This window comes from Coleofasciculus sp. E1-EBD-02 (genome assembly GCF_040218245.1).
Lineage (GTDB): Bacteria > Cyanobacteriota > Cyanobacteriia > Cyanobacteriales > Coleofasciculaceae > Coleofasciculus.
On record NZ_JAVJQN010000201.1, the window covers coordinates 90,679 to 114,242 of the forward strand.

At 45.9% G+C, this 23,564-nt stretch carries 15 protein-coding genes and 1 pseudogene; 7 read left to right on the forward strand and 9 right to left on the reverse strand.

The genetic code is table 11. The features are described 5' to 3' along the window. Positions 1 to 53 precede the first annotated feature (53 nt). Positions 54 to 539 (reverse strand): hypothetical protein, encoded by a 486-nt coding sequence (locus RIC07_RS31525; protein WP_446397965.1) that lies wholly within the window; start codon positions 537 to 539, stop codon positions 54 to 56. A 29-nt stretch (positions 540 to 568) separates the two neighbouring features. After that, a complete protein-coding gene (locus RIC07_RS31530; RefSeq protein ID WP_446397966.1) occupies positions 569 to 1,384 on the reverse strand; it encodes a ChaN family lipoprotein in 816 nt (271 codons plus the stop codon). A 532-nt stretch (positions 1,385 to 1,916) separates the two neighbouring features. Between RIC07_RS31530 and RIC07_RS31535 the strand changes: the two genes are divergently transcribed. Beyond that, on the forward strand, positions 1,917 to 4,130 hold the full coding sequence (locus RIC07_RS31535; RefSeq protein ID WP_446397967.1) for a caspase family protein: 2,214 nt from the start codon (positions 1,917 to 1,919) through the stop codon (positions 4,128 to 4,130). A 348-nt stretch (positions 4,131 to 4,478) separates the two neighbouring features. Here RIC07_RS31535 and RIC07_RS31540 read toward each other — a convergent pair whose 3' ends face one another. The 7 genes and pseudogenes from RIC07_RS31540 to RIC07_RS31570 form a co-directional block, all read right to left on the reverse strand. Then, positions 4,479 to 8,357, reverse strand: coding sequence for a tetratricopeptide repeat protein (locus RIC07_RS31540; protein WP_446397968.1), 3,879 nt, complete (start codon positions 8,355 to 8,357; stop codon positions 4,479 to 4,481). A 331-nt stretch (positions 8,358 to 8,688) separates the two neighbouring features. Further along, positions 8,689 to 9,608: pseudogene (locus RIC07_RS31545) on the reverse strand (hypothetical protein); the annotation flags it as partial. A gap of 403 nt (positions 9,609 to 10,011) precedes the next feature. Further along, on the reverse strand, positions 10,012 to 12,132 hold the full coding sequence (locus RIC07_RS31550) for a S8 family peptidase (RefSeq protein ID WP_446397969.1): 2,121 nt from the start codon (positions 12,130 to 12,132) through the stop codon (positions 10,012 to 10,014). A 385-nt stretch (positions 12,133 to 12,517) separates the two neighbouring features. Further along, positions 12,518 to 13,588, reverse strand: a complete 1,071-nt coding sequence (locus tag RIC07_RS31555; RefSeq protein WP_446397970.1) for a hypothetical protein — start codon at positions 13,586 to 13,588, stop codon at positions 12,518 to 12,520. A gap of 338 nt (positions 13,589 to 13,926) precedes the next feature. Next, positions 13,927 to 14,748, reverse strand: coding sequence for a TrmH family RNA methyltransferase (locus tag RIC07_RS31560; protein ID WP_446397971.1), 822 nt, complete (start codon positions 14,746 to 14,748; stop codon positions 13,927 to 13,929). A gap of 229 nt (positions 14,749 to 14,977) precedes the next feature. Beyond that, positions 14,978 to 15,736, reverse strand: a complete 759-nt coding sequence (locus tag RIC07_RS31565) for a hypothetical protein (RefSeq protein ID WP_446397972.1) — start codon at positions 15,734 to 15,736, stop codon at positions 14,978 to 14,980. A 93-nt stretch (positions 15,737 to 15,829) separates the two neighbouring features. Then, the gene (locus RIC07_RS31570) at positions 15,830 to 16,321 is read right to left on the reverse strand and encodes a MarR family winged helix-turn-helix transcriptional regulator (RefSeq protein WP_446397973.1); all 492 of its coding nucleotides are present in this window, start codon (positions 16,319 to 16,321) and stop codon (positions 15,830 to 15,832) included. Positions 16,322 to 16,553: 232 nt separating this feature from the next. Between RIC07_RS31570 and RIC07_RS31575 the strand changes: the two genes are divergently transcribed. The 6 genes from RIC07_RS31575 (at position 16,554) to RIC07_RS31600 (ending at position 23,541) form a co-directional block, all read left to right on the forward strand. Next, positions 16,554 to 17,435, forward strand: coding sequence for an MBL fold metallo-hydrolase (locus tag RIC07_RS31575; protein ID WP_446397974.1), 882 nt, complete (start codon positions 16,554 to 16,556; stop codon positions 17,433 to 17,435). Between the two features lie 217 nt (positions 17,436 to 17,652). Next, on the forward strand, positions 17,653 to 20,085 hold the full coding sequence (locus RIC07_RS31580; RefSeq protein WP_446397975.1) for a PAS domain S-box protein: 2,433 nt from the start codon (positions 17,653 to 17,655) through the stop codon (positions 20,083 to 20,085). A gap of 368 nt (positions 20,086 to 20,453) precedes the next feature. Beyond that, positions 20,454 to 21,323 (forward strand): response regulator, encoded by an 870-nt coding sequence (locus RIC07_RS31585; protein ID WP_446397976.1) that lies wholly within the window; start codon positions 20,454 to 20,456, stop codon positions 21,321 to 21,323. Positions 21,324 to 21,363: 40 nt separating this feature from the next. Next, a complete protein-coding gene (locus RIC07_RS31590; RefSeq protein ID WP_446397977.1) occupies positions 21,364 to 21,660 on the forward strand; it encodes a circadian clock KaiB family protein in 297 nt (98 codons plus the stop codon). 50 nt (positions 21,661 to 21,710) lie between these two features. Further along, positions 21,711 to 23,228: a circadian clock protein KaiC gene (gene kaiC / locus RIC07_RS31595; protein ID WP_446397978.1), complete on the forward strand. Its 1,518-nt coding sequence runs from the start codon at positions 21,711 to 21,713 to the stop codon at positions 23,226 to 23,228. Beyond that, entirely contained in the window at positions 23,215 to 23,541 is a 327-nt protein-coding gene (locus tag RIC07_RS31600; RefSeq protein WP_446397979.1) for a hypothetical protein, read from the forward strand. Before kaiC ends, RIC07_RS31600 begins: the two co-directional genes overlap by 14 nt. Positions 23,542 to 23,564 lie beyond the last annotated feature (23 nt).

Here is a 23,564-nt window from a genome sequence, read left to right on the forward strand (position 1 = left end):
TTATTGGTGACTAGCTGAATTGAGTCCCTAAACCCGCCCCTACAATCTTTTGATTAACGCCTCAGCAAACGTCGCCGCCGAGTTCGCAAATAGACTCCCAGGGGAAACTGATAAAACTCCATTAATAGCCAGACAATAACGGCAAAATGGAAGAAAAAGGTTAATCCTGTCCAAGCCAGAGGTAGCCAAGCCAGGCGACTACCGGGCGTTGGCGGGAAGGTGTAGGCAGCTACGCCAATTAACGTGGTGGGTAGTATCACAAACGCCGCCGCAAAAATCCACGTTACCCATCCCCATTCAACCCCTTGGAGGTGCGCCCCCACCCAGTTTTTACCATTCCAACGCCAGGTGAGGGGAGGCTGTCTATCGGTCATTTTCAATAATTGCTGTTCCAAGTCAGCCACGAAAATATGACGACAGGCTTCACAAGCCATCGCATCCATTAATGGCATCCCCTGAATTTGACCCACACGACAGATGGGACAGGGGTAAATCCCTTGATAGTGCAAACGGTTGGTTAAATCGGGTAGGTATTGCATGTCAACAGCAACGTGCTTCTTTGATAATATTAGCGAGGTTGCCAAAAGAAATCTGCGATCGCGCCATTTTCTTCTACCGCTTCCGGCATACCGAACAATACCGAACGCTGAATTAAGGGACGATAACTCAGACGACGGGCAACTCGGCTGGGTATACCATAGCCATAGACGATATGACCCCTACCCGCAATCACGACGACTTGATAATCCGGATTAACGCTGAGAAAATCAGCAATCCCTTCAGCCATGGTTTCATCCCATAACACCTGAACCGTGAAAAATCGCTCAAAGCGATCGCTATTACCATGACCTGCCTGTTGATGCTGATTATAAACCGCTTCAACCATTTGCCGATAGTCTGCGTTATCGGTGCGAATTTCGTCCAGGGGAGGAATCTGTTGAAGTTCGTCACTCGTGAGACTTTCTAAGCCATTCCGGGCAACTTTGCGGCTAATTTCCGTGGGGGTATTTAGTGCTAAAACAGGCAGTTGATGGGTTTGAGCAAACTGTAATAGGGGGGCATAATAATCCCAGGGAAATCCCCAGCGTTGTTCATAGTCTGTTTGCTCAATCAATTGAGTTTCTGTCAGGTGTCCAGCTAAGTATTGATCCAGAATATCCTGATAGGGACGCTGGAACATTTCCATCGCTAGGGCAATTTTGGGATTCTCTTGGTAAAGGGCTTGCAGAATGTCGAGTTGGGCTTTATGGTCGTCAGGATTACTATGAATTTCCCCTAGATAAACGACATCAGCTTTAACTAATTCCTGGAGAATCGTTTCTGGAGATGTTTCAAACTGCATCTCAACAGGTTGATTATTCGCCTGTGTCAGCAGATGAGACATTTGAGCGCCAGCCGGGGGGGTACAGAAGCAAACGATACCCAAAGACAAAGCGCAAAGTTGGGTTCTTAGTAAGGGCTTTAGCCTATATTTGCTGAGATTTCCTGACGTCAAAATAACCTACAATTGATTCCACTTGTTTAGCTGTGCCATGCTTGAAAGCTTACAATTTTTATAGTCGCACGTCAATCCGGGGACATCTTTAATCTATCATCTAATTCATCATTGTAGGGGCATGGCACACCTTATTTGATGAATTAGAATTGGTTCGTAGTGAGGGAACCTCAGCCCTCTCCAGCTAAGCTTTATAGCACTCTTCGTGCTTACTACAAACAAAACCCTATTTTAGCTGTGCCACGACAGTAGGGGCGCATGGCGTGCGCCCATAAAATCGACAAATCTTAATCCACAATTTTAGCTGTGCCACGCCGCCATCGTGCGTTAGGCGCATTGTCAGGTTAACTTGTATTGTCCCACAACATCATTCTGCATGAGTCTCTCAGGTTGAGAGATATATCGCTATGATCATAAATTTATGACATCTATGAAGCGTCGTCAGTTTATCCAATTTGCTACCTCGGCTTTAGCAACCATCGGTTTAAACCAACTGGATTTACAGCGCCAATCCTTACGCTATGGTAAAGTCTTAGCCCAAAGCACCCCCCGCAAACTTGCCCTGTTAGTGGGGATTAACCAGTATCCCACCAATAGCGATCGCTTTACTAGCCTCTCTGGATGCGTCAATGATGTTCGCTTACAGGAACAACTCCTGATTAATCGCTTCGGGTTCCAGCCGGAGGATATCAAGACAGTTACGGATACCGAGGCGACTCGTGATGGCATTTTAACCGCCTTTGAAACCCATTTAATTCAGCAAGCCAAACCCGGAGATGTGGTAGTGTTTCATTTTTCGGGACATGGTTCACAAGTCATTGATCCCAATCCCATTGATCCGACTTATCCCCTGAATAGTTCCTTTGTTCCTGCGGATGAACATTGGCAAGCTGATAAAGGTATCGTCAATGAAATTACCGGACATACCCTATTTTTACTCATGTTCGCCCTGAAGCAGAAAACCGACAATGTTACCGTGGTGCTGGATAGTTGTCATTCGGGGGGCGGAACCCGGGGAAATGTGAAAATCCGGGCGATTCCCGGGGGCGTGGATTTCCGGATTAGTCCCGAAGAAGTCGAGTATCAACAACAATGGCTAAAACGGCTGAATCTATCCCCTGAGGATTTTATCAAATTGTATCAGCAAGGCGTCGCCACTGGCGCGGTGATTGCCTCAGCCCAACGGGAACAATTCGCGGCGGATTATCCCTTTCCCGGGTTTTATGCGGGAGCGTTTACCTATCTGCTCACCCAAACATTATGGCAGAATAACCATGATGTGGAAAGTGCGATCGCGGGAATTGAACGGGATATGCGATTCCTGTCTACCCAACTCCCTCTGGTAGAGGTTCCGCCAGATAGTCGCCATCAACGAGAACCAATTTATTTTACAGAACCCAAAACCCTCCCCGCCGAAGGTGTGGTGACAAGAGTTGAAAATAATCGGGTACAAGTTTGGTTAGGGGGAATTTCCCAAGAGAGTTTAGAGGCGATTTCTGAGGGGTCTATTTTTACTCCCCCATTCCGCAGTCGCGGCGAAACCCCCAAAGTTGAATTAATCTCGCGCAACGGGTTAATCGCTGAAGCCAAAGCCGAAGGAAACGTCCAACCGGGAGAATTATTACAGGAATTTGCCCGCACAATTCCCAGTGATTGGAAACTCCATATTGGGCTTGATCCGTCCTTAAATCAGGAGACAGAAACGGCAAAAACTGAACTGGAATCACTAAAACGGATTCAACCGATTCTTCCCCAACCGGGAGAGTTTCCCTATCCGGTGGATGTGCATTATATTCTTAGTCGGATGACGGATGAGTATCAGCGTCAATTGTCATCAGAAACGCCGAAAAAAATGCCACCTGTGGATAGTTTATGCTTATTTTCTCCCGCCTTAGAAGTGATTCCCGATTCCTTTGGCATACCGGGAGAAACGGTGACTCAAGGAATTGAACGGTTACAGGGTAAACTGAAATCCCTGTTAGCGGCGCGAATTATGCGAATGACACTGAATGCTGAATCCTCGCGGCTGAATTTAGAGGTAACAATGGGTTTAGAAAATCGTCCCGAAATTGTTGCCCAAGCCTTTACACCACGGGGGTGTCGTCAAGATGAGAGCAAATGTCCACCGTTAGGGAGTCGCAGCGAATCTGGGCAACTCTTGAGTCATCAATTATCTGTGGGAGATGCGTTTCAGTTTCGAGTGACGAATCGGGAAGAGAAGGATTTACATTTGGGAATTATGCTGGTTGATCCCACCGCTGGAATTACGGTTTTATTTCCTAATGAATTTCAGGAAAACGCACGGCAAGATCCGGATAATGCCACCCGAATTAAGCCCAATCAAACGCTGTTAATTCCCAATCCCAACAAAGATGATTTTGTCTTGGTAGCTGAAGAGGCTGGCTTGGGCGAAGTATTAATTGTCGCCAGTGATCAACCCTTAAATAAAGCCTTACTCAAAATGCGTACCCTTGCCAGAGGGGAAAAGGGGATAATTTCGACGCGGGGAGAAGACTCATTGGAGATAATTAATGATTTAGTTGATGATGTTAGTCGAGGCGCACAAGTGGGAGTAAGGCGGCGGATTCGCACCTCACAAATGGCAGCGCTTTCGATTACGTTTAACGTGGTTTAACCCCTATTATCAACAGTCGTAATCGTAGGGTGCGTTAGGCGCATTTGAGGATTAACCTTTATCATCTCAATACATAAGCGCCGTAACGCACCATGTTGCCATCAAATAAGGTGTGCCGTAGGGTGCGTTAGGCGCATTTGAGGATTAACATTTATCATCTCAATACATAAGCGCCGTAACGCACCATGTTGCCATCAAATAAGGTGTGCCGTAGGGTGCGTTAGGCGCATGGGAGGATTAACGTTCACCATCTCAAAACCTAAGCGCCGTAACGCACCATGTTTCCGTTCGGTATGACGATATTTCGGTGCGTTACGCTGCGCTAACGCACCCTACTTTTAGAGAGATTTAATTCCACTCGCCTTGTAATGTAAACGCTGCCCAATAATAGGGAGATTTCCATTGAGTGTCTCGCTGCATTTGTAACTGAGTTTCCCGCAACGCTTGGGCAGGCTTTAACCCATCATTCAACATTAACTGATAAAATCGAGTCATAAACTCTGCCGTTGCTGCATCATCCACATTCCACAAACTCACCACTAAACGCGGCGCACCTGCATACATAAACCCTCGCGTCAACCCCACTAATCCTTCGCCTCGAATTTCTTCTCCTAATCCCGTTTGACAGGCACTTAATACCACTAATTCCGCTGGCAGATTTAAGTTAAAGATATCATGGAGACGTAAAAAGCCATTTTGGGAATTCCCTTGTTCATCCACTAACGATAACACCACACCGGATAATTCGGGCGCTTCACTATTGAGAATGCCGTGAGTGGCTAAATGAATGATTTGATAATCTCTCAGTTGGGGATTGTTGATAAAGTCATGATTAGCCTCAAAATCAAATGCATTGGTTTGTGTCTCTGATGCGACTAAATTGAGAATCGCTTCCGCTTCAGTGCGCGTTCCGGGAAGGCGACTTAAGTTAATCTCAGAAACGCGAACAGAACGGTTGAGTAAGAGTTGGTTTAAATCCGGTTCTGTGCCTCGGTTGGAGGCAGTTTTGAGGCGGTTATCATTGTTGGTAAAAACGGGGTCAGCCAGAATCGCTAATTGTTGAGGCGCTTCCTGGCGTCCGTTAATTTGGTCACGAATAATCCCTAAGGTGGAACTGGAGGGTAAGTTGACCAGTTCGTATTGATTGATTAGGGGGATTGGAGTATCGGTATCGGCGGTTTCGGGTGTGGCTAAAGCGGCAAAAGGAATGTATTGTAATGCCCCATCCGCAACAACCACGATGCGTTTTTTTGTTAATTGTTCAGCCACTTGTCCGAACAGGAGTTCACTCAGTTGTGCCACAGAATTTAAATTATCACGGGGGACAACTTTAGCAATGCCTCTGGGATTGCCAATTTCATAACCGGGAATTTGTAAGAGGCTATAAAATCGGCGGGCTAGGGTTTCAATTTCATCTCTGGCAGGGAGTTGATAACTGGTTAAGCTATCTTTGGTTACCGCCCAGAGATAACTATTGTCTCTTCCCAAGGAATACTGTAATAACAGAGTATCGTCATCTAAAATCTGTTGTTGAACTTGTTCTAAGGTGAGGGGTTGGGGATATTTCAGGGCGGCATATTTAGGACTTGTTGTCCGGATTTGGTCTTGCAGTTTTTGATAGTCAGCTAAAAGTTGTTGCCGTTGTTGTTCAATAGCGGTTTTCTGGGCTGGGGTAGAGTCAGGATTACTATATATTTCAATCCGTTGTTTTTCCGTCGCATCGAGTTTGGCGTTTAAGGTTTGTTCTTGTTGGAGTAAGTCAGGATCGACACCTTCTCGGATATTGGCATTGGCTTCGGTGAGTAATTCTAATAGCGTTCTGGCGCGAGAACGTTCACTGATATGGAAGGCTTGTTTATCGTAGCCTTGATCAGGATTTTGTTGATGCAGTTGCATCAGCAGGTCGATGTAGAATTGGTAATAACTTTGTACCGTGGAGAAATAGGTTTGGCGTAATTCAGGGCTGGCAATTTTAGTGCGTAGTTCTTCGATAATGTCAATCGAGGCTTGTATGTGAGTCAACGCTTGTTGGAGATTTCCTTTGTTTCTTTCTACGGAGGCGATATTGGAGAGAGTTATTGCTTCTTGGGTGCGATCGCCCACAGCCTGAGATAAGGGTAAAGCCTGTTGGGAGTACTCTAATGCCTGTTGTTTTTCTCCTAAGTCTGAATAGACAGCACCAATATTATTCAGGGTTGTTGCTTCCCCGGCGCGATCGCCCACAGCTTGAAATAGGGGTAAAGCCTGTTGGTAGTACTCTAATGCCTGTTGTTTTTCTCCTAAGTCTGAATAAACAATACCAATATTAGAAAGGGTTGTTGCTTCCCCGGCGCGATCGCCCACAGCCCGTCTTAAGGGTAAAGCCTGTTGGTAGTACTCTAATGCCTGTTGTTTTTCTCCTAAGTCTGAATAGACAGCACCAATATTAGTCAGGGTTGTTGCTTCTTTGGCGCGATCGCCCACAGCCTGGGATAAGGGTAAAGCCTGTTGCAAGTACTCTAATGCCTGTTGCTTCTCTCCTAAGTCATCATAGACACCACCAATATTAGAGAGGGTGCTTGCTTCCCCGGCGCGATCGCCCACAGCCTGGGATAAGGATAAAGCCTGTTGGTAGTACTCTAATGCCTGTTGTTTTTCTCCTAAGGAATCATAGACACTACCAATATTAGAGAGGGTGACTGCTTCCCCGGCGCGATCGCCTACATCCTGGGATAAAGGTAAAGCCTGTTGCAAGTACTCTAACGCCTGTTCTTGCTCTCCTAATTCAGCATAGACAGCACCAATATTATTCAGAATTTCTGCTTTCCCAGCGCGATCGCCTACAGTCAGCCTTAAGGGTAAAGCCTGTTGGTAGTACTCTAATGCCTGTTGTTTGTCTCCTAAGTCATGATAGACACGACCAATATTAGTCAAGATTGTTGCTTCCCCGGCGCGATCGCCCACAGCCTGAGATAGGGGTAAAGCCTGTTGGTAGTACTCTAATGCCTGTTGTTTTTCTCCTAAGTCTGAATAAACAACACCAATATTAGAGAGGGTTGTTGCTTCCCCAGCGTGATCACCCACAGCCCGCCTTAAAGGTAAAGCTTGTTGGTAGTACTCTAATGCCTGTTGTTTTTCTCCTAAGTCTGAATAAACAACACCAATATTAGAGAGGACGCTTGCTTCCCCGGCGTGATCGCCCACAGCCTGAGATAGGGGTAAAGCCTGTTGGTAGTACTCTAATGCCTGTTGTTTTTCTCCTAAGTCTGAATAAACAACACCAATACTATTTAGGGTTGTTGCTTCCCCGGCGCGATCGCCCACAGCCTGGGATAAGGGTAAAGCCTGTTGGTAGTACTCTAATGCCTGTTGTTTTTCTCCTAAGTCTGAATAGACAGCACCAATATTAGTCAGGGTTGTTGCTGCTTGGGCGCGATCATCCACAGCCTGAGATAAGGATAAAGCCTGTTGGTAGTACTCTAATGCCTTTTGTTTTTCTCCTAAAGCTGAATAGACACGACCAATATTATTCAGGGTGACTGCTTCCCCGGCGCGATCACCCACCGCCCGTCTTAAGGATAAAGCCTGTTGGTAGTACTCTAATGCCCGTTGTTTCTCTCCTAAGTCTGAATAGACATTACCAATATTATTCAGGGTGGCTGCTTCCCCGGCGCGATCGCCCACAGCCTGAAATAGGGGTAAAGCCTGTTGGTAGTACTCTAATGCCCGTTGTTTTTCTCCTAAGTCTGAATAAACCAGACCAATATTAGTCAGGGTTCTTGCTTCTGATGCGCGATTTTCAAGTTGTTGATAGATAGGTAAGGCTTGATTATAGTAATCCAGCGCTTTTTGTTTTAATCCTAGTGAATTATGAGTTCTACCCAGTGCCAGATTAATCAAAGCCTCTTTTGATTGATCCCCTACCTCACGCCACAAAGGAAGTGCTGTTTCCAATTTTTCGATCGCTTGTTGCAGTGATTCGGCTGTCCCTTGTTGAAACAGTTGCCATGCCTCTTCAGACAGTCGTTCGGCTTCAGCGCGTTTGTCGGTTTGGGCGATCATTATCGGCGCTATCTCTCCAGTGCGTTTCGGTAGGGATAACCCCTGATCTTGTCCCACAGCGACGATGAAAATGCTGCTGAATATAGTGATTACAGCATGACAGGAATAAACCAACCATTGCCGAGAAGCTAAGGTTGACTTGAGAAAACAGGTTTGACGTTTTTCTGTTGGCTTTTGGTAATGCATCAGTTTACGTTCACGTTTGGGTTGAGTGCGCCTTCACTACCCTCTATGTCTTACGAGGTTGAGGTTATGCAATGTAGAGACGTAGCATGCTACGTCTCTACGTCCCCATTTTCACCTATCCAGGGATTTATCTCTACCCAGCAAACCGTTCTAATAATTCCTCACGAGAAAGCGTCAATAGCAAAGGAGTCAACTCTTGATGGGGTAACTGTAACATGGCTGCGATTTTGTCAGCTAATTCGGCATCAACCTCACCAAACCTTACTCTCAGCAGGTTCTCCACCTTTTCTCGCCCCTCTGCGCTTAATCTCAAATCTTGCCCAGAACCCTCGCCAAACCACAGTAATAACTCCTGCTTAGAAAGGCTAAACAGTAGACGAGTCAACACCTCTGGCGGTAACTGTAACATCGGTGCGATGATCGCTTCTAATTCGGCATCAATCTCACCAAACCGCACTCGGAGGAAGTTTTCCACCATGAGTCGCTGTCCTTCTTGTCTGCCTTCCAGCCTACCTTCTTGTCTGCCTTCTTGTCTGCCTTCTAAGACTGCCTCTTCCCGCCATTTAAAATACGCTGGTGATAAATTCATAATTAACTCCTGATCTGCATTACTTAACCTTTCACTCCTGCCCACATTAATGCGCCAGTTGGCTAGTATTTCCAGGATATTGCGCCGTTGTGGGTTCTCTTGGGGTAACCCGATTAACTCATCAATTGCTTGTTGCTGTGTTCTCCTTTTTCCTAAAACTCTTAACCAAAGTGTATCTTGAGTTACGGGTAATTGGTTAATCGCTACCAATGTTGTTCTCTGAAACTCCGGTAAGAAGTAACCCCTTCTCCCCAATTCTCCTCCTGATTCAACTTGGCACCAAACCCGTTGAGTAACCGTTGAGAACAAGAGGGCGATAGAATCCACAAAAGGGGTAACTCATCCTCTGACACAGAACGTTTCTCTCGTCGTGCCTTTCTCAAAAGTTCAGCTCGTAGCGAATACAATTTCAATAAGCAACCGTGTATTTCGGCTACAGTAGGGGCATTACGAAACGGTTCAAATAGACAAGCGGTAGTTGCCATTTTACCCAATAATCCCAGATTAGAAGAATCTGTCGAGGGAGAGGGTGCTGGTACAAACCAAACATCCACCTGGCGCACTTCGCTGGGTACATCTCGGCTAGTTTCTACTGTCCCCAGTGGCGCTAATAATTCTTCCAAATACTGCTTGGCAAATTGGTCATGAGGTTGTCGTGTCATAGGTCAAGGAACAGGGATGATAAAACCGATAACTTATTACTCCCGTTCCGGCATAAGCTGCTGTAATTCAACCCCCACAACGATTGGAGTTTTTCGTTCGTTATACAAGGATTTTATCGTGGAGTTTATGCCTAACGATATTTAAATAAAAAAACAATAATGTAGGATTAATTTGTTTATTTTATCGCTCATCAATCTAAGCGAGCGTTTTATCCTCATTTCCTAACTCCTTTTCCATCCTCCCCTAGAACATCGGTCTAGTAATCGAAATTGATCCTATAATTCAAAAAAACTGTAACAAGAGCGACCAAATAATACCTTTTGTAGAGACGTTGCATGCAACGTCTCTACAAACTACAAGGATTTCGCCGTTATTGTTATTCAGGTTTAAATACCGAATAGCTTACTGCACAGCTTGAATCGCCGCTTCTGCATTCACCAAACCCAGACCAAAGAAATAATTCTCAGCGGAACTGGGTTCAGGAAATACTAAAAATTCGGGTCTTTCTTCGGCTTTTTCCCCAGTTAAACGGGCTTGTTGATAACTTTGATAAAGATCCTGTTCTGTTTCCGTTAGCGTTAATCCCTGATAACTAGCTGTTTCTTCCAACACGTCTATAATTCGCTCTCGATTCAGGGTATTATTCACTCCTTTCATTAAAGCCACTACCCCAGATACAGCAGGTGCAGCAAAGGATGTTCCCTGAACTTGCACATAGTTACCCAAGGGATCGAGAGTATATCCCCAAGCATAGTCAGGTTTCGTTATCCCTTGCCATAATGATGATAATCCAGTCCCCCCGGTGGTTAAAATACCCCCACTCAAACTGCGACTGATATCTCCACCAGGAGCAACCACATCCAACCCTTTGCCATAATTACTATAGGAACTGCGCTCACCTTGCATATTCGTCGCCCCGACAGAAAGAACTTGGGGAATAGCCGCCGGGAAACTAATTCCAGACCGATTTTCATTTCCGGCTGAAGCCACAATTACCAGTTGAGGATTTGCCTCTAAAACACTCAAGATTTGTTCATTTAATGCTTGATGAGGCATTAATCCGCCTAAACTCAAATTAATTACATCAGCATCTCGTGCCGCCGCGTAGCCAATTGCTTCAATTAAAGAGATGGAATCTATTGCACCATTTAATCCAAAGACGCGGACAGGTAAAATTTTTGCCTGGGGTGCAACCCCGACTATTCCTTTTTGATTTGGAGAATGCGCCGCCACTACACCAGACACCCAGGTTCCATGAAATTCAGATGTTATCTGACTGCGAAAGTGTTGTTTAATTGAATTACCCCTTTCACAAGCAGACGCATCAGGGTTGTTCTGAGCGAATAGGAAGGCTATGTTTTTATACTCTTCCACCATTTCCTGACAAGATAGCTCAAAGGTATCGCGAAAATGGGGCTGAATAATATCCCGTTCATTCAGACTCAATCGAGTATCGGGATCGCCTTGTCCAGAACTAGAAAAGTCCCACCCCTTGACCTCACCGGGGAGTTTGTCGGGATAATGATCTGTGGTATAAATATTGTTAGCTAAATCCTGGTGATCCCACTGGATCAAACTGTCAATCACCGCAACCACAACTCCTTCCCCACCCTGGCTGGCTTGCCAAGACGCGATCGCGCCAATATCGGTACGAGGTAAAAACTTGCCTCGTTGCGGTGTACTATCGAGATGCCACAGTAGCGGTAATAAGGCGGTTGAAAAGGGAGTGTCTTTGGGCTTAGGTAAACGAGCAAGGCGTTGTTGCAGGATTCGCTCCGGATCAAGAATTTCTTGGCTAGAATTAATCAGGTTGGTTTGGGGGACAATTTTATCCGAAATGGCTTGAATAAAATTAGGTGTCGCTGACTGAATCCCACTGACTTGATTGAGTTGATTAGCAACGGTAATTATTTCTGTCCCTGATGCCGATTTTGACCGGGCGACATAGCGATTTTGACTGAAGCGGAGGGGACGAATGATTTCTAAATTCTGCTCGTTCAACACTTGTTGCTTCTGGGTTTCGGATGTCTCTGGTGCAAAACTAATGATGATTTCATTGGGTAACACAATCAAATTTTCATTCTCCCTATCCTCAGATTCCCCTTGGTTGAGAACGGGTAAGGTTTCCTCAACATAAGGCTGTTGTTGAATCTGATTGGTTAACAACCGGGTAGACGTTCGCACCCCAGCCGGAAGCCGAACCAACGCTAACTGATTACCGAGAGGGTCAACTTGTAAATTGGTATTCGGTTGTAACGTCGAACCTCGCCCTTGAATTCTCCTTGTAGTTAAATCGTCTTGGAGTTGCAAATATAGGGGTTTATTCCCTCGCGGCTGAATGGCTTTGAAGCGAACCGCCAGCACATCGTTACGTAGATTTAGGGGAATTTGTTTGCCATAGAATGAGTAGGATAGTGCTTCAGTCGGTTGGGTTTGAGCTAGAGAGGCTTGAGGATGTGAACCTAGATTGTCAATGTTCCACAAACAGGCTGTGATTAAAATGGCAGATACAAATCGCTTCATCTTGAGTATCCTTGTATACGCTACGATGTATCTCTACTTCTGGAGTAGGGAAGCTTATGCAAATCAGAGAGTATAATTATAAGTTGTAGGGTGCGTTAGGCGCATTTGAGGATTAACATTTATCATTTCAACACATAAGAGCGCCGTAACGCACCATGTTTCGGTTCGGTAAGCTGTTCGGCATTTAAATTGGGATACCTAAAACCCTGAAAGGCAACAGGCAACAGGCAACGGGCAACAGGGAATACACAATTTAAATGCGTTTTAGCTTATGGCGATAGTTCGGTGCGTTACGCTGCGCTAACGCACCCTACGGTTTGAGACAATTTTGGGATTTAATTCCATTCTCCTTGTAATGTAAACGCTGCCCAATAATCAAGCATTTCTACCCAGCAAACCGTTCTAATAATTCCTCACGAGAAAGCGTTAACAGCAAAGGAGTCAACTCTTGATGGGGTAACTCTAATATGGATGCGATCGCGCCTGCTAACTCCTGATCAACCTCACCTAACCGCACTCTCAGCAGGTTCTCCACCTTTTCTCTCCCCCCTTCGCCTAATCTCTGATCTCGCCCAGAACCCTCGCCAAACCACAGTAATAACTCTTCCTTGGAAAGGTTAAACAGCAGACGAGTCAACACATCTGGTGGTAACTGTAACATCGGTGCGATCGCGCTTTCTAATACTGCATCGATTTCACCGAACCGCACTCTCAGAAAGTTTTCCACCATTTGCCGCCTTCCTTCTTGTAAGGTTTCTTCCCGCCATTTAAAATACGCTGGTGATAAGTTCATGATCAACTCCCGATCTGCATTACTTAATGTTTCACTACTGCTTACATTGATGCGCCAGTTGGCTAGTATTTCTAGGATATTGCGCCGTCGTGGGTTCTCTTGGGCTAACCCGACTAATTCATCAATTGCCTGTTGCTGCGTTCTCCTTTTTCCTAAAACTCTTAACCAAAGTGTATCTTGATTTAGGGGTAATTGGTTAATCGCAACTAATGCTGTTCTTTGAAACTCCGGTAAGAAGTAAACCCCTTCTCCCCAATTCTCATCCTGACTCAACTTGGCGCAAAACCCGTTGAGTAAGCGTCGAGAACAAGATGGCGACAGAATCCATAAACGGGGTAAATCCGCTTCTGGTAGAGAACGTCTTTCTCGTCGCGCCTTTCGTAAGAGTTCAGCTTCTACAGAATTCAATTTCGACATGCAAGTTCGCACTTCTACTGGGGTAGGTGCATTGCGAAAGGGTTCAAATAGACAAGCGGTTGTTGCCATTTGACCCAGTAATCCTAGATTAGAAGTTTCTGTGGAGGGTGAGGGTGTGGGTATAAAGTAAACATCAACCTGGCGCACTTCACTGGGTACATCGCGGCTGGTTTCTACTGTACCTAGAGGGGCTAACAATTCTTCTAGATACTGCTTGGCAAATTGGTCATGAGGTTGTCGTGTCATTTTTCAGGGAATTAGGGATAAGGAATAGGGAATAGGGAATAGGGAACAGGGAACAGGGAAGAAGTTACAACGAACATTATTAGGCTCATCTCGGCTGACTATTCTGTACGTGAAATCCAGTGCCGATATTTTTTTATCAGCATTCATTGATTTTATACTGGAAAATAGATAATCGATTATTTAATATTTTGAATTGCTAGCCATTGGTTATTGTTTGTTTTTATATGAAAAGGCGGTTGAAATCGCTGCTACACAAACCAAGTCCGCAAGGTAAGGACTGGACTATCAGTAGCTAATCCGGATTTGGTATCCGTTGGGTTTCCTTACGTTTTCCCAACCTACAAGTTAATTGAATTGCGGCTACTGGAACGCTGCTCTAAATGTTGACGTTTTAATTCGAAACACACGACGGCGGCGGCAGAGGCGACGTTTAAGGATTCGGCTGGGGAGTCAATGGGAATTGATACCCATGTATCAATTAATTGGTGATGATTGGGATGAATTCCTTCGGTTTCATTTCCGAGGACAAATACTGAAAAGGGAGAAAAGGATAGGTTATAGAGTGTTGAGGTGGCTGTGCCGCTTAAGCCATAAATTGTATAGTTTGCCTGACGCAATTGCTGGAGGGCTTCAGATAGTTCCGCACAGCGCAATACTCTGGTATAAAAGGCTGTGCCTGCTGAGGCTTTAATTACGAGGGGATTTAAGTCAGGACATCCTTTTCGGGGGAGGATAATTCCGTCAAATCCAGCGGCTAGGCAAGTGCGGATGATCATGCCGACATTACTGGGATTTTTGACGCCATCTAAAGCCAAGAATTGGCAGGTTTGGGGTTTCTGGTTGGGGGGATGAGATTGTTCGCGTTCTAAATAGGTGGATAGGGCTTCCATCGCGGGGGGAATGACATCGACAACGACGCCTTGATCATGACGACCGTTGCGCGAAATTCGGGTAATGTATTTGGGGGATTCTCGCGAAATTTTGACACCGCGTTGTTTGGCTTGTTTTACGATTTCGTCAATGAATTCGCCGCTGGCATTATTGGCAATTAAGAGTTTATCGATAATAATATCTGGCTTCGATAAGGCTTCTAATACGGGTTTTCTGCCATAGACTGTAATAAATTTATCTCTGGGATGCTTTGTTTTTTTTGCTGTCATTGTTAGGTGGGGATTTTTTGCTCGTTCCCAATTTCACGGTCAAATCTATTCCACAATTTCAGCTGTGTCAGTCCAGTAGTGGCGTGACACACCTTATTTGATGAATTAGAATTACGCCCCGAAACCGTAGGGGCGCAAAGCTTTGCGCCCGATTCAATGGTAAAATCTATTCCACAATTTTAGCTGTGTCAGTCCAGTAAGGTGGACACTGCCCACCCTACCATTCTGCTTAACTGGGAGTCGTTTGCTGCTGTGCTACCCATTGATCATGCAGCCATTTTTCTGTTTGGCGTTGTCCCAAATTGGTTGACCAGATGATGTCTCGCTCAAAGGTGATGATCTGCTCCTGGGGTCCGACAATTACCCAGAAATAACTGCCGTCGGCTGGGTTGTAACATTTTACCTTCATCCCGGTGATGGTAACGGTTTGTGGTTCCCCCGTTTCCTGGCGGATCTGTATTTGTTCGTCATGAGGCTTAATCCACTGAACCTCCATTGAGTTCAACAGATCAGGAGCATAGTTTTGCAGATAGGCGATCGCAACGTTTTGGGCGCTTTGTTTGTTGGGAAGATCTCCATGACTTAGCTTGGCATCCATTCGGGTGATTCCCTTAAGCCGATTGCTATCCTGTGACACCACCACACTGAAGTGTTCTCCATAGAGTCCCTGATTCTGTTGATCGTCTCGTTCATACCGGAGATGCCAAACGGCTTCGCCATCCATGGTGACGGATTGACTGGTGGTGAGAATGAAGCCCCTGGGAATCTCTACCCTTTGCTCAATTTCAGCCAGTTGGTTCGCCGGAATAGAGGGGTTGAGTGATTGGGTGATCATGCTTTGCTGTTCGGATTGTACGTCTTTGGATTTATCTAGGGGTGAGTTCTGTTGGCTGGTTTGGGGAAACTGGCTGGCACCGGTCAATCCCAGGGAAGCGCCAATGCCTACAACCACAGACAACAGAACCAGTACATGAGTGGTTTTGATCATGATTCCTGTGAAACGGCTTTTGTTTAAGTAGTTAATATTTAATATGCTAAATAAAAGCTAACCTGTCAAGTCACGGATTGGCGAACCTCCGATTCAGCGCAGGTTAAGACGGATTCGTTCAAGCAACGTCTGTAGGCTATGCCGATCCTGCTGGTTCAGAGATGACATCAACTCAGCCACCCGGCGATAATGATCGGGTAGAACTTTCTCCAGCAGCGTCTCTCCCGCTTGAGCGAGTCGAACCACCATGACTCGGCGATCGCGGCTGTCTTCTTCCCTCGTCACCAGGTTGGCTTTTTTCATGCGATCGACTACCCCCGTGATTGAGGCGCAGGACACTCCCGTTTTCTCTGCGAGTTGGGAAATATTCAATCCATTGGGATTTCGCGCTAGCAGAATTAGGATGAAAAATTTCCGCTGGGAAAGACCGTAATCTGATAAGTAATCCTCTAGGTAGGATACAACCTCACCGGAAACGTGCATGAGAGTTAACCAGGTTTGTAAGGCGCTGATGTCTAACTCCGGAAATCGTGCGGCGAATACTTTTAGTGTTTCAGAGTTGGGAAAATCTTCTAATTCCAACATGGATTTGTTTCTATATTATCGGACTTGACATTAACCACTAACATATTGTCATGGGAGCGTCACAGATGCGTCACATCCACTGACTAGAGTGTAACTAAGTGATATTGATTCACTCCTCACACCTCAAAACCACACAATGCTCTCTTCCCCTTGGGATAGAGGGCATTTTTATTTATATTTCCTACTTTATAAGTATTGCATCTGATCATATAGTTAAAATTCCGATAAAACGATGGCTACTCTTGATCAACGTCGTCCCCAAAATGTTAAGGGTGATGTTTATGTGGATGAAACTTGTATTGATTGTGATACTTGTCGCTGGATGGCGCCCAATGTCTTCCATCGGGTGGATGCACAATCTGCGGTTTATCATCAACCGACGAATGAGGCTGAACGGTTAGCGGCGATGCAGGCGTTGCTATCCTGTCCTACGGCTTCGATTGGGACGGTTGATAAGCCGAAGGATATTAAAGATGTTCAGGAGACGTTTCCGATTCCGATCGCGGATGCGGATAATGTTTACCACTGTGGGTATCATGCAGAAGGATCTTATGGGGCGGCGAGTTATTTGATTGTCCGGGATCAGGGGAATATTTTAGTGGATTCGCCTCGATTTACGCCAGCGTTGGTGAAACGGTTAGAAGAGAAGGGGGATATTCGCTATCTGTATCTCACCCATCGTGATGATATTGCCGACCATCAAAAGTTTCGAGATCATTTCGGGTGCGATCGCATTCTGCATCGTGATGATATTACCGCAAAGACTCGCGATGTGGAAATTCAGCTAACCGGGGATGACGCGATCGCACTCTCCCCCGATTTGTTAATTATCCCGGTTCCCGGTCACACCAAAGGTCATACTGTTTTACTCTATCAGCAACGGTTTCTCTTTAGTGGGGATCATCTGGCTTGGTCTGACCACTTACATCAACTCTATGCTTTTCGCCATGTCTGCTGGTACTCCTGGTCAGAATTGCTGAATTCTATGCGGCGTCTGGCTACCTATCCGTTTGAGTGGGTACTTCCAGGACATGGACGGCGGTATCATGCAGATAAGGAAACGATGCGCCAACAGATGCAAAAGTGTATCGCTTGGATGGAAACGGTGCGTTAATCATTGGTCATTGGTCATTGGTTATTTGTCAGGCAATAGGCAATAGGTAATGGGCAATAGGTAATGGGCAATAGGTAAGGTAGAGACGTAGCATGCTACGTCTCTACACCCTCCCTCATCTTCCCCATCTCCCTCATCTCCCCCATCTCCCTCATCTCCCCCATCTCCCCCATCTCCCCCATCTCCCTCATCTTCCCCATCTCCGATTTCCTAAGCTATGACTCATGACTACATCCAACCCCCTAATATTCGACCGGCTTCTGTTCTGAGTCAGCAACTCAAATCCCTTTCTAAAGCTGTCAGTATGATTGTCATCGGGATCGGCTGTCTGGGGCTGTTGGGTTGGATGTTTAACCTTTCCCTATTTAAAAGCGTTGTACCGGGATTGGTGACGATGAAAGCCAATACAGCTATTGGCTTTATTGTTAGTGGGGCTTCCCTCTATCTGTGGCTTATGGGTAAAGGGAAAAGCAAAAAGCGTTCACCCTATCGGTCATCATTGATTGGTTCACAGGTGCTCGCGGTATTCGTCATCGTGCTGGGTTTGCTGACTATTATTCAATATAGTTTTAATCTCAACTTAGGCATTGACCAACTGCTCATTCATGAACGCCCTGATGCGATAGACGTTGCTGCTGGGGGGCGGATGGCACCGAATACGGCGTCTAACTTTTTGCTATTGGGTTCGGCGTTGCTGCTGTTAGGGAAAGAGGCTTATCTTTCCGCCCAGTTTTTTACGATTTTGGTTTTCTTGGTGGCGTCTTTTGGGTTAATCGGTCACCTGTACCAAGTTCCTCTCTTTTATAGTGTTGGTTCTTATACAGGCATGGCAATTCATACTGCCATTAGCTTTATTTTACTGGCGATCGGGATTCTCGGTGCTTCTGCCAATTGGGGGGCGATGAAGGTGGTGATTAGCGATCGCGCTGGGGGTATTATGGCACGACGTCTCCTCCCAGTGGTGATTAGTATTCCGCCTGTGTTGGGCTGGTTGGTATTACTGGGCTTTCGCGCTGATCTCTATCCGCCTGTCTTTGGATTTGCTTTTCGCAGTGTCTTGGCAATCATTATTTTTGGTGCATTAATTTGGTGTAATGCCAGACGATTGAATGCCATTGATGCCCAGCGACAACAGTTTCAACAGGCGTTGTTAGCCAGTGAACAGAAATTCCATGCCATTTTTGACCAGACGTTTCAGTTTATTGGTTTACTCAAACCCGATGGTACATTGCTGGAAGTGAACCAAACTGCTTTGGATTTTGGCGGATTGCGGCGTGATCAGGTGATTGGTAAACCCTTTTGGCAAGCAAGATGGTGGACGATTTCAGCCCAAACTCAAGCCCGATTGAAAGACGCGATCGCGCAAGCCGCTCAAGGTGAGTTTATCCGCTATGAAGTTGATGTGCAAGGGGCAGGCGATCGGATTGCCACGATTGATTTTTCTCTCAAGTCTGTTACCGATGATACCGGACAAGTGGTGTTGCTGATTCCCGAAGGGCGAGATATCACCGAAGTGAAACAAATCGAAGAACAACTTCGCCAAAGTGAAGAACGCTTTCGCCGTGCCTTTGATGATGCTGCAACAGGTGAAGCTTTGGTGACGCCTGATGGTCAGTTTATTCGCGTCAATCGTGCTTTATGTGAATTATTAGGATATCAGGAATCGGAATTACTGGCGACAACCTTTCAGGACATTACCCATCCCGATGACTTGGAGGTGGATCTGCGCTACGTGCGTCAACTGTTAGCAGATGAGATTCAAACTTATGAAATGGAAAAGCGATATTTTCATAAGCAAGGACATATCATCTGGATACGATTAAGTGTTTCTTTGGTGCGCGATAGTCAGAGACAACCGTTGTATTTTGTTGGACAAATTCAAGATATTACTCAGATCAAACAAACCCAAATCCAGATGAACAATCTGGTAACTGAACTCGAACGCAGTAATCAGGAATTAGAAGACTTTGCTTATGTCGTGTCCCATGATTTACTCTCCCCCCTGCATAAATTGCAAATGCTGAATGACTTGCTGACAGAAGACTATGGTCAGGTTTTGGATGAACAAGGGCAGGAGTACCTGAGACGGATGCGTCAGGTCAAAGAGCGAATGCAAACCTTTATCAATGATTTATTGATGTTATCGCGGGTGATGACTCAAGCTCAACCCTTTGTTCCAGTCAATTTAAATACGGTTGTCCAAGAGGTGTTAGCTGATTTGGATATTCAACTCCAGGAAACGGGGGGAACTGTTGATGTCGAAGCGTTACCCACTGTCAATGCTGATCCCCTACAAATGCGTCAACTGATGCAGAATTTGTTAAGTAATGCATTGAAGTTTCATCATTCAGAAATAGCGCCTGTTGTCAAGGTTTATGCCCAGCCGAATCAACTCCCGGATCAGGATCAAATTGTGGTCAAAGATGAAGGGATTGGCTTTAAGTCAGAGTATGAGGAGCAAATCTTTGAGGCATTTCAACGCTTACACAGTCGCCGTCACTATGAGGGTACAGGATTGGGGTTAACAATTTGCCGCAAAATTGCTCAACGTCACGGAGGAACGATTACCGCCTCTAGCGTTCCAGGCGAAGGGGCAATGTTTACGATTACACTACCGACAAAGGAGATTGACTCTTCAAGCTACTTGTAGGGACACGATAATATCCACCCGTGTCAAGTTAAGCTCAACCCCTCTCCCAAGCCAGCCCTCACCCCCAGCCCCTCTCCCAAGCTTGGGAGAGGGGAGCAAGAGGGGAGCAAGAGGGGAGCAAGAAAATCCGATCCCCCTTCTCCCGTGCAAAAAAAGCGAAGCATCCTCTGTCCTCCCCCCTCTTGTAGGGGGGAACGAGGGGGGTGGGAGAAGGGGTTAGGGGATGAGGGGGAAAATGTCAAGGAGTAGATAGACACAGTAGGGGTTTGGTTACCAAACCCCTACTTAAAACCTTGCCTTAAATCCTACATTATGAATGGGTTCGATAATTATAGTATTGGAGAAGTGAATATCTGAAATCGCCACTCATGCTGGATCACTGTTGCCGCGTTTTACTGGTTGAAGATGACCCCGATGACATCGAAAAACTGGAAAAACTCATAACTCAAGCCAAATCTCCCTCATTTAGCAGAGGATTTGAACTCCTTTGTGCTGAGACACTAGATCAGGGACGAGGTTATTTGGCGCAAGGAGGTATCGATGTCGTGCTATTAGATTTAATGTTACCCGATAGTCGGGGGATGAACACCCTCCGACAAATGCAGCAAACAGCACCCGATGTACCGATTATCGTCCAAAGTGTTCTCGAAGATGAGCGAGTGGCGGTTAAAGCCCTGGAAATGGGAGCTTATGGCTATTTACCCAAGGCAAAGCTGAATACCAGTTTACTCGTCTACGCGATTCGCGCCGCCTTGGAGCGACAATATCAACTGGCTGAACTCGAACACCATCAGCAGCAGCAAGAGCTGGAAGAGTTAGAAAAGTTAATCTCTGGCGAGATCCACTCGACGCCAAAATCGGTCAGTGTCGAACCCCTGCATAAGAGAATGCCGGATGTATTGGAGGAACTCAGGCAACGCTATGGTGATTTCATGGAATGGGCATTAGAAGAACGTGTCTATAAAGTTGACCATCAGCTATCGATGCATCTAACGAATTTCGCCGAACAGTTGGGGTTACTCCAAGCCTCTCCCCGTGATCTGATCGAGCTACATACGACAACCTTAAAACAAAAAAGCCAAGCGGTGAATCGGCGTAAGGCACAAGCTTATACCACAGAAGGACGCTTTTTACTTTTAGAAATTATGGGCAACTTAACCGCTTACTATCGCAGATATTTCATTGGATTGAGTAAAATCAACTTAGAAAAAGATGCTAACAAGTCCAGTCCGTCGTAAAAATAAACAGCAGTATGTTAAAGTCCTTGATTACTCTAACATGTGTGAACAATATCAACTCAAGCTTTATGTTACCGGAGATACCCCCCGATCGCAACGCGCGATCGCCAACTTATATCGACTCTGTGACCAAGAACTACCGGGTCAATATAAGATAACGGTTATTGATGTGACCAAATCTCCCCAACTGGCGGAGGCGGAACATATTTTGGTTACCCCGACCTTAATTAAAGAATTTCCCAATCCTGTCCAGCGAATTGTCGGAGATTTGTCCGACAAGGAAACGGTTTTATGGGGGTTGAATATCGGCATCAGCCTCAACAAGATTGAGCAATAGCCCCCCGAATGCTATTCTAGATTTCCCAAGTTTACTAAAGAAGCAACGGAATGACTCAACAACAACCGCCAGAGTTTATCGCAAAAGTAAAAACGGGCATTTCTGGCTTTGATCTATTATCAGAAGGGGGACTACCTAAAGGTCGAACCACCTTAGTGGCAGGTACAGCAGGCAGTGCAAAAACGATTTTTGCCTGTCAGTTTTTGATCGAGGGAATCAAAGAAGGACAAAACGGTGTCTTTGTCACCTTTGAAGAATCCCCCCAAGCCATTCGCAAAAATATGCGCGGCTTTGGTTGGGAGATTGAACAATGGGAAGCTGAAAAAAAATGGGCATTTGTTGATGCGTCTCCGAAAAGCGGAAATCGACCCTTAGTTAGTGGTGAATATGATCTCGGTCCCTTGTTGGCTCGCTTAGAATATGCCATAGAACAAGTCCAAGCGCAACGAGTTTCTATGGATTCCTTAGGCGCCGTGTTCTCTTATGTACCTGATATGGCTCAAGTACGCGGCGATTTATTTGATATTGCTTGGGCATTGCGGGAACGGGAAATTACCTCAATATTGACCTCAGAACGGACTCAGGAATACGGGGACATTAGTCGCTATGGTGTAGAAGAATTTGTCGCCGATAATGTAGTCATTTTACGCAATGTATTAGTGGAAGAGAAACGTCGCCGCACGATTGAAATTCTCAAATACCGAGGCACTCCTCATCAACATGGTGAATTTCCCTTTACGATTTTGCCTGATCAAGGTATTGTTGTCCTTCCCTTAACTGCCTCCAGATTAGATCGACAATCCTCCAAACGGCGAGTTACATCGGGCAATACTGAATTAGATAGCATGTGTGGAGGTGGGTTTTTCCGCGATTCGATTATTCTGGTATCGGGGGCGACAGGTACAGGCAAAACCTTAATCGTGACCGAATTTTTGGCAGGGGGTGTTAACCAGGGAGAACGATGTTTGCTCTTTGCCTTTGAAGAAAGCCGGGAACAGCTATATAGAAATGCGGCTGGCTGGGGCAGGGGGTTTGAGACGATGGAACAAGAGGGCAATTTGAAGGTTTTCTGTCGCTATCCTGAAGAAACCGGGCTGGAAAATCATTTGGTGAAAATTAAGCAAGTTATCGAAGCGTTTCAGCCAGATCGGGTGGCAGTAGATAGCGTTTCAGCATTGGAAAAGCTCGCCCCATTTAAAGGATTTCGGGAATTTATACTCAGCCTAAATGCTATCTTAAAAGACGCACGAATTATGGGACTACTCACGGCGAATACACCAGCATTAATGGGTGGAATGTCGATAACAGAATCCCATATTTCCACCAATACGGATTCAATTATATTACTACGCTATGTGGAAGTTTATGGAGAAATTCGCCGGGGCTTAACGGTGCTAAAAATGCGCGGTTCAAAACATGATAAGGAAATTCGGGAGTTTACCATTGATGAAAGCGGGATGCACATCGGTAAACCGTTCCGCAACATTACAGGCATTCTCTCCGGTACTCCGACGTATATGACTCAGAGTGAAATTGACCGCCTCGGTGGTTTGTTTGAAGAGACTTAAGGGAAGATGGGGTTGTAGAGACGTAGCATGCTACGTCTGGGAGCTGGGGAAGCGGGGGAAGCTGGGGAAGCTGGGGGGAGCTGGGGGAGCTGAGGGAGCTGGGGAAGCTGGGGAAGCTGGGGGAGCTGAGGGAGCTGGGGAAGCGGGGGGAGTTCACTCAAAACGTTTCCTGTTAACTGTTCCCTATTCCCTGTTAACTGTTAACTATTCCCTGTTAACTGTTAACTATTCCCTGTTAACTGTTCCCTATTCCCTGTTAACTGTTCCCTATTCCCTATTCCCTATTCCCTGTTCCCTGTTCCCTGTTCCCTAACCAATGACCAATGACCAATGACC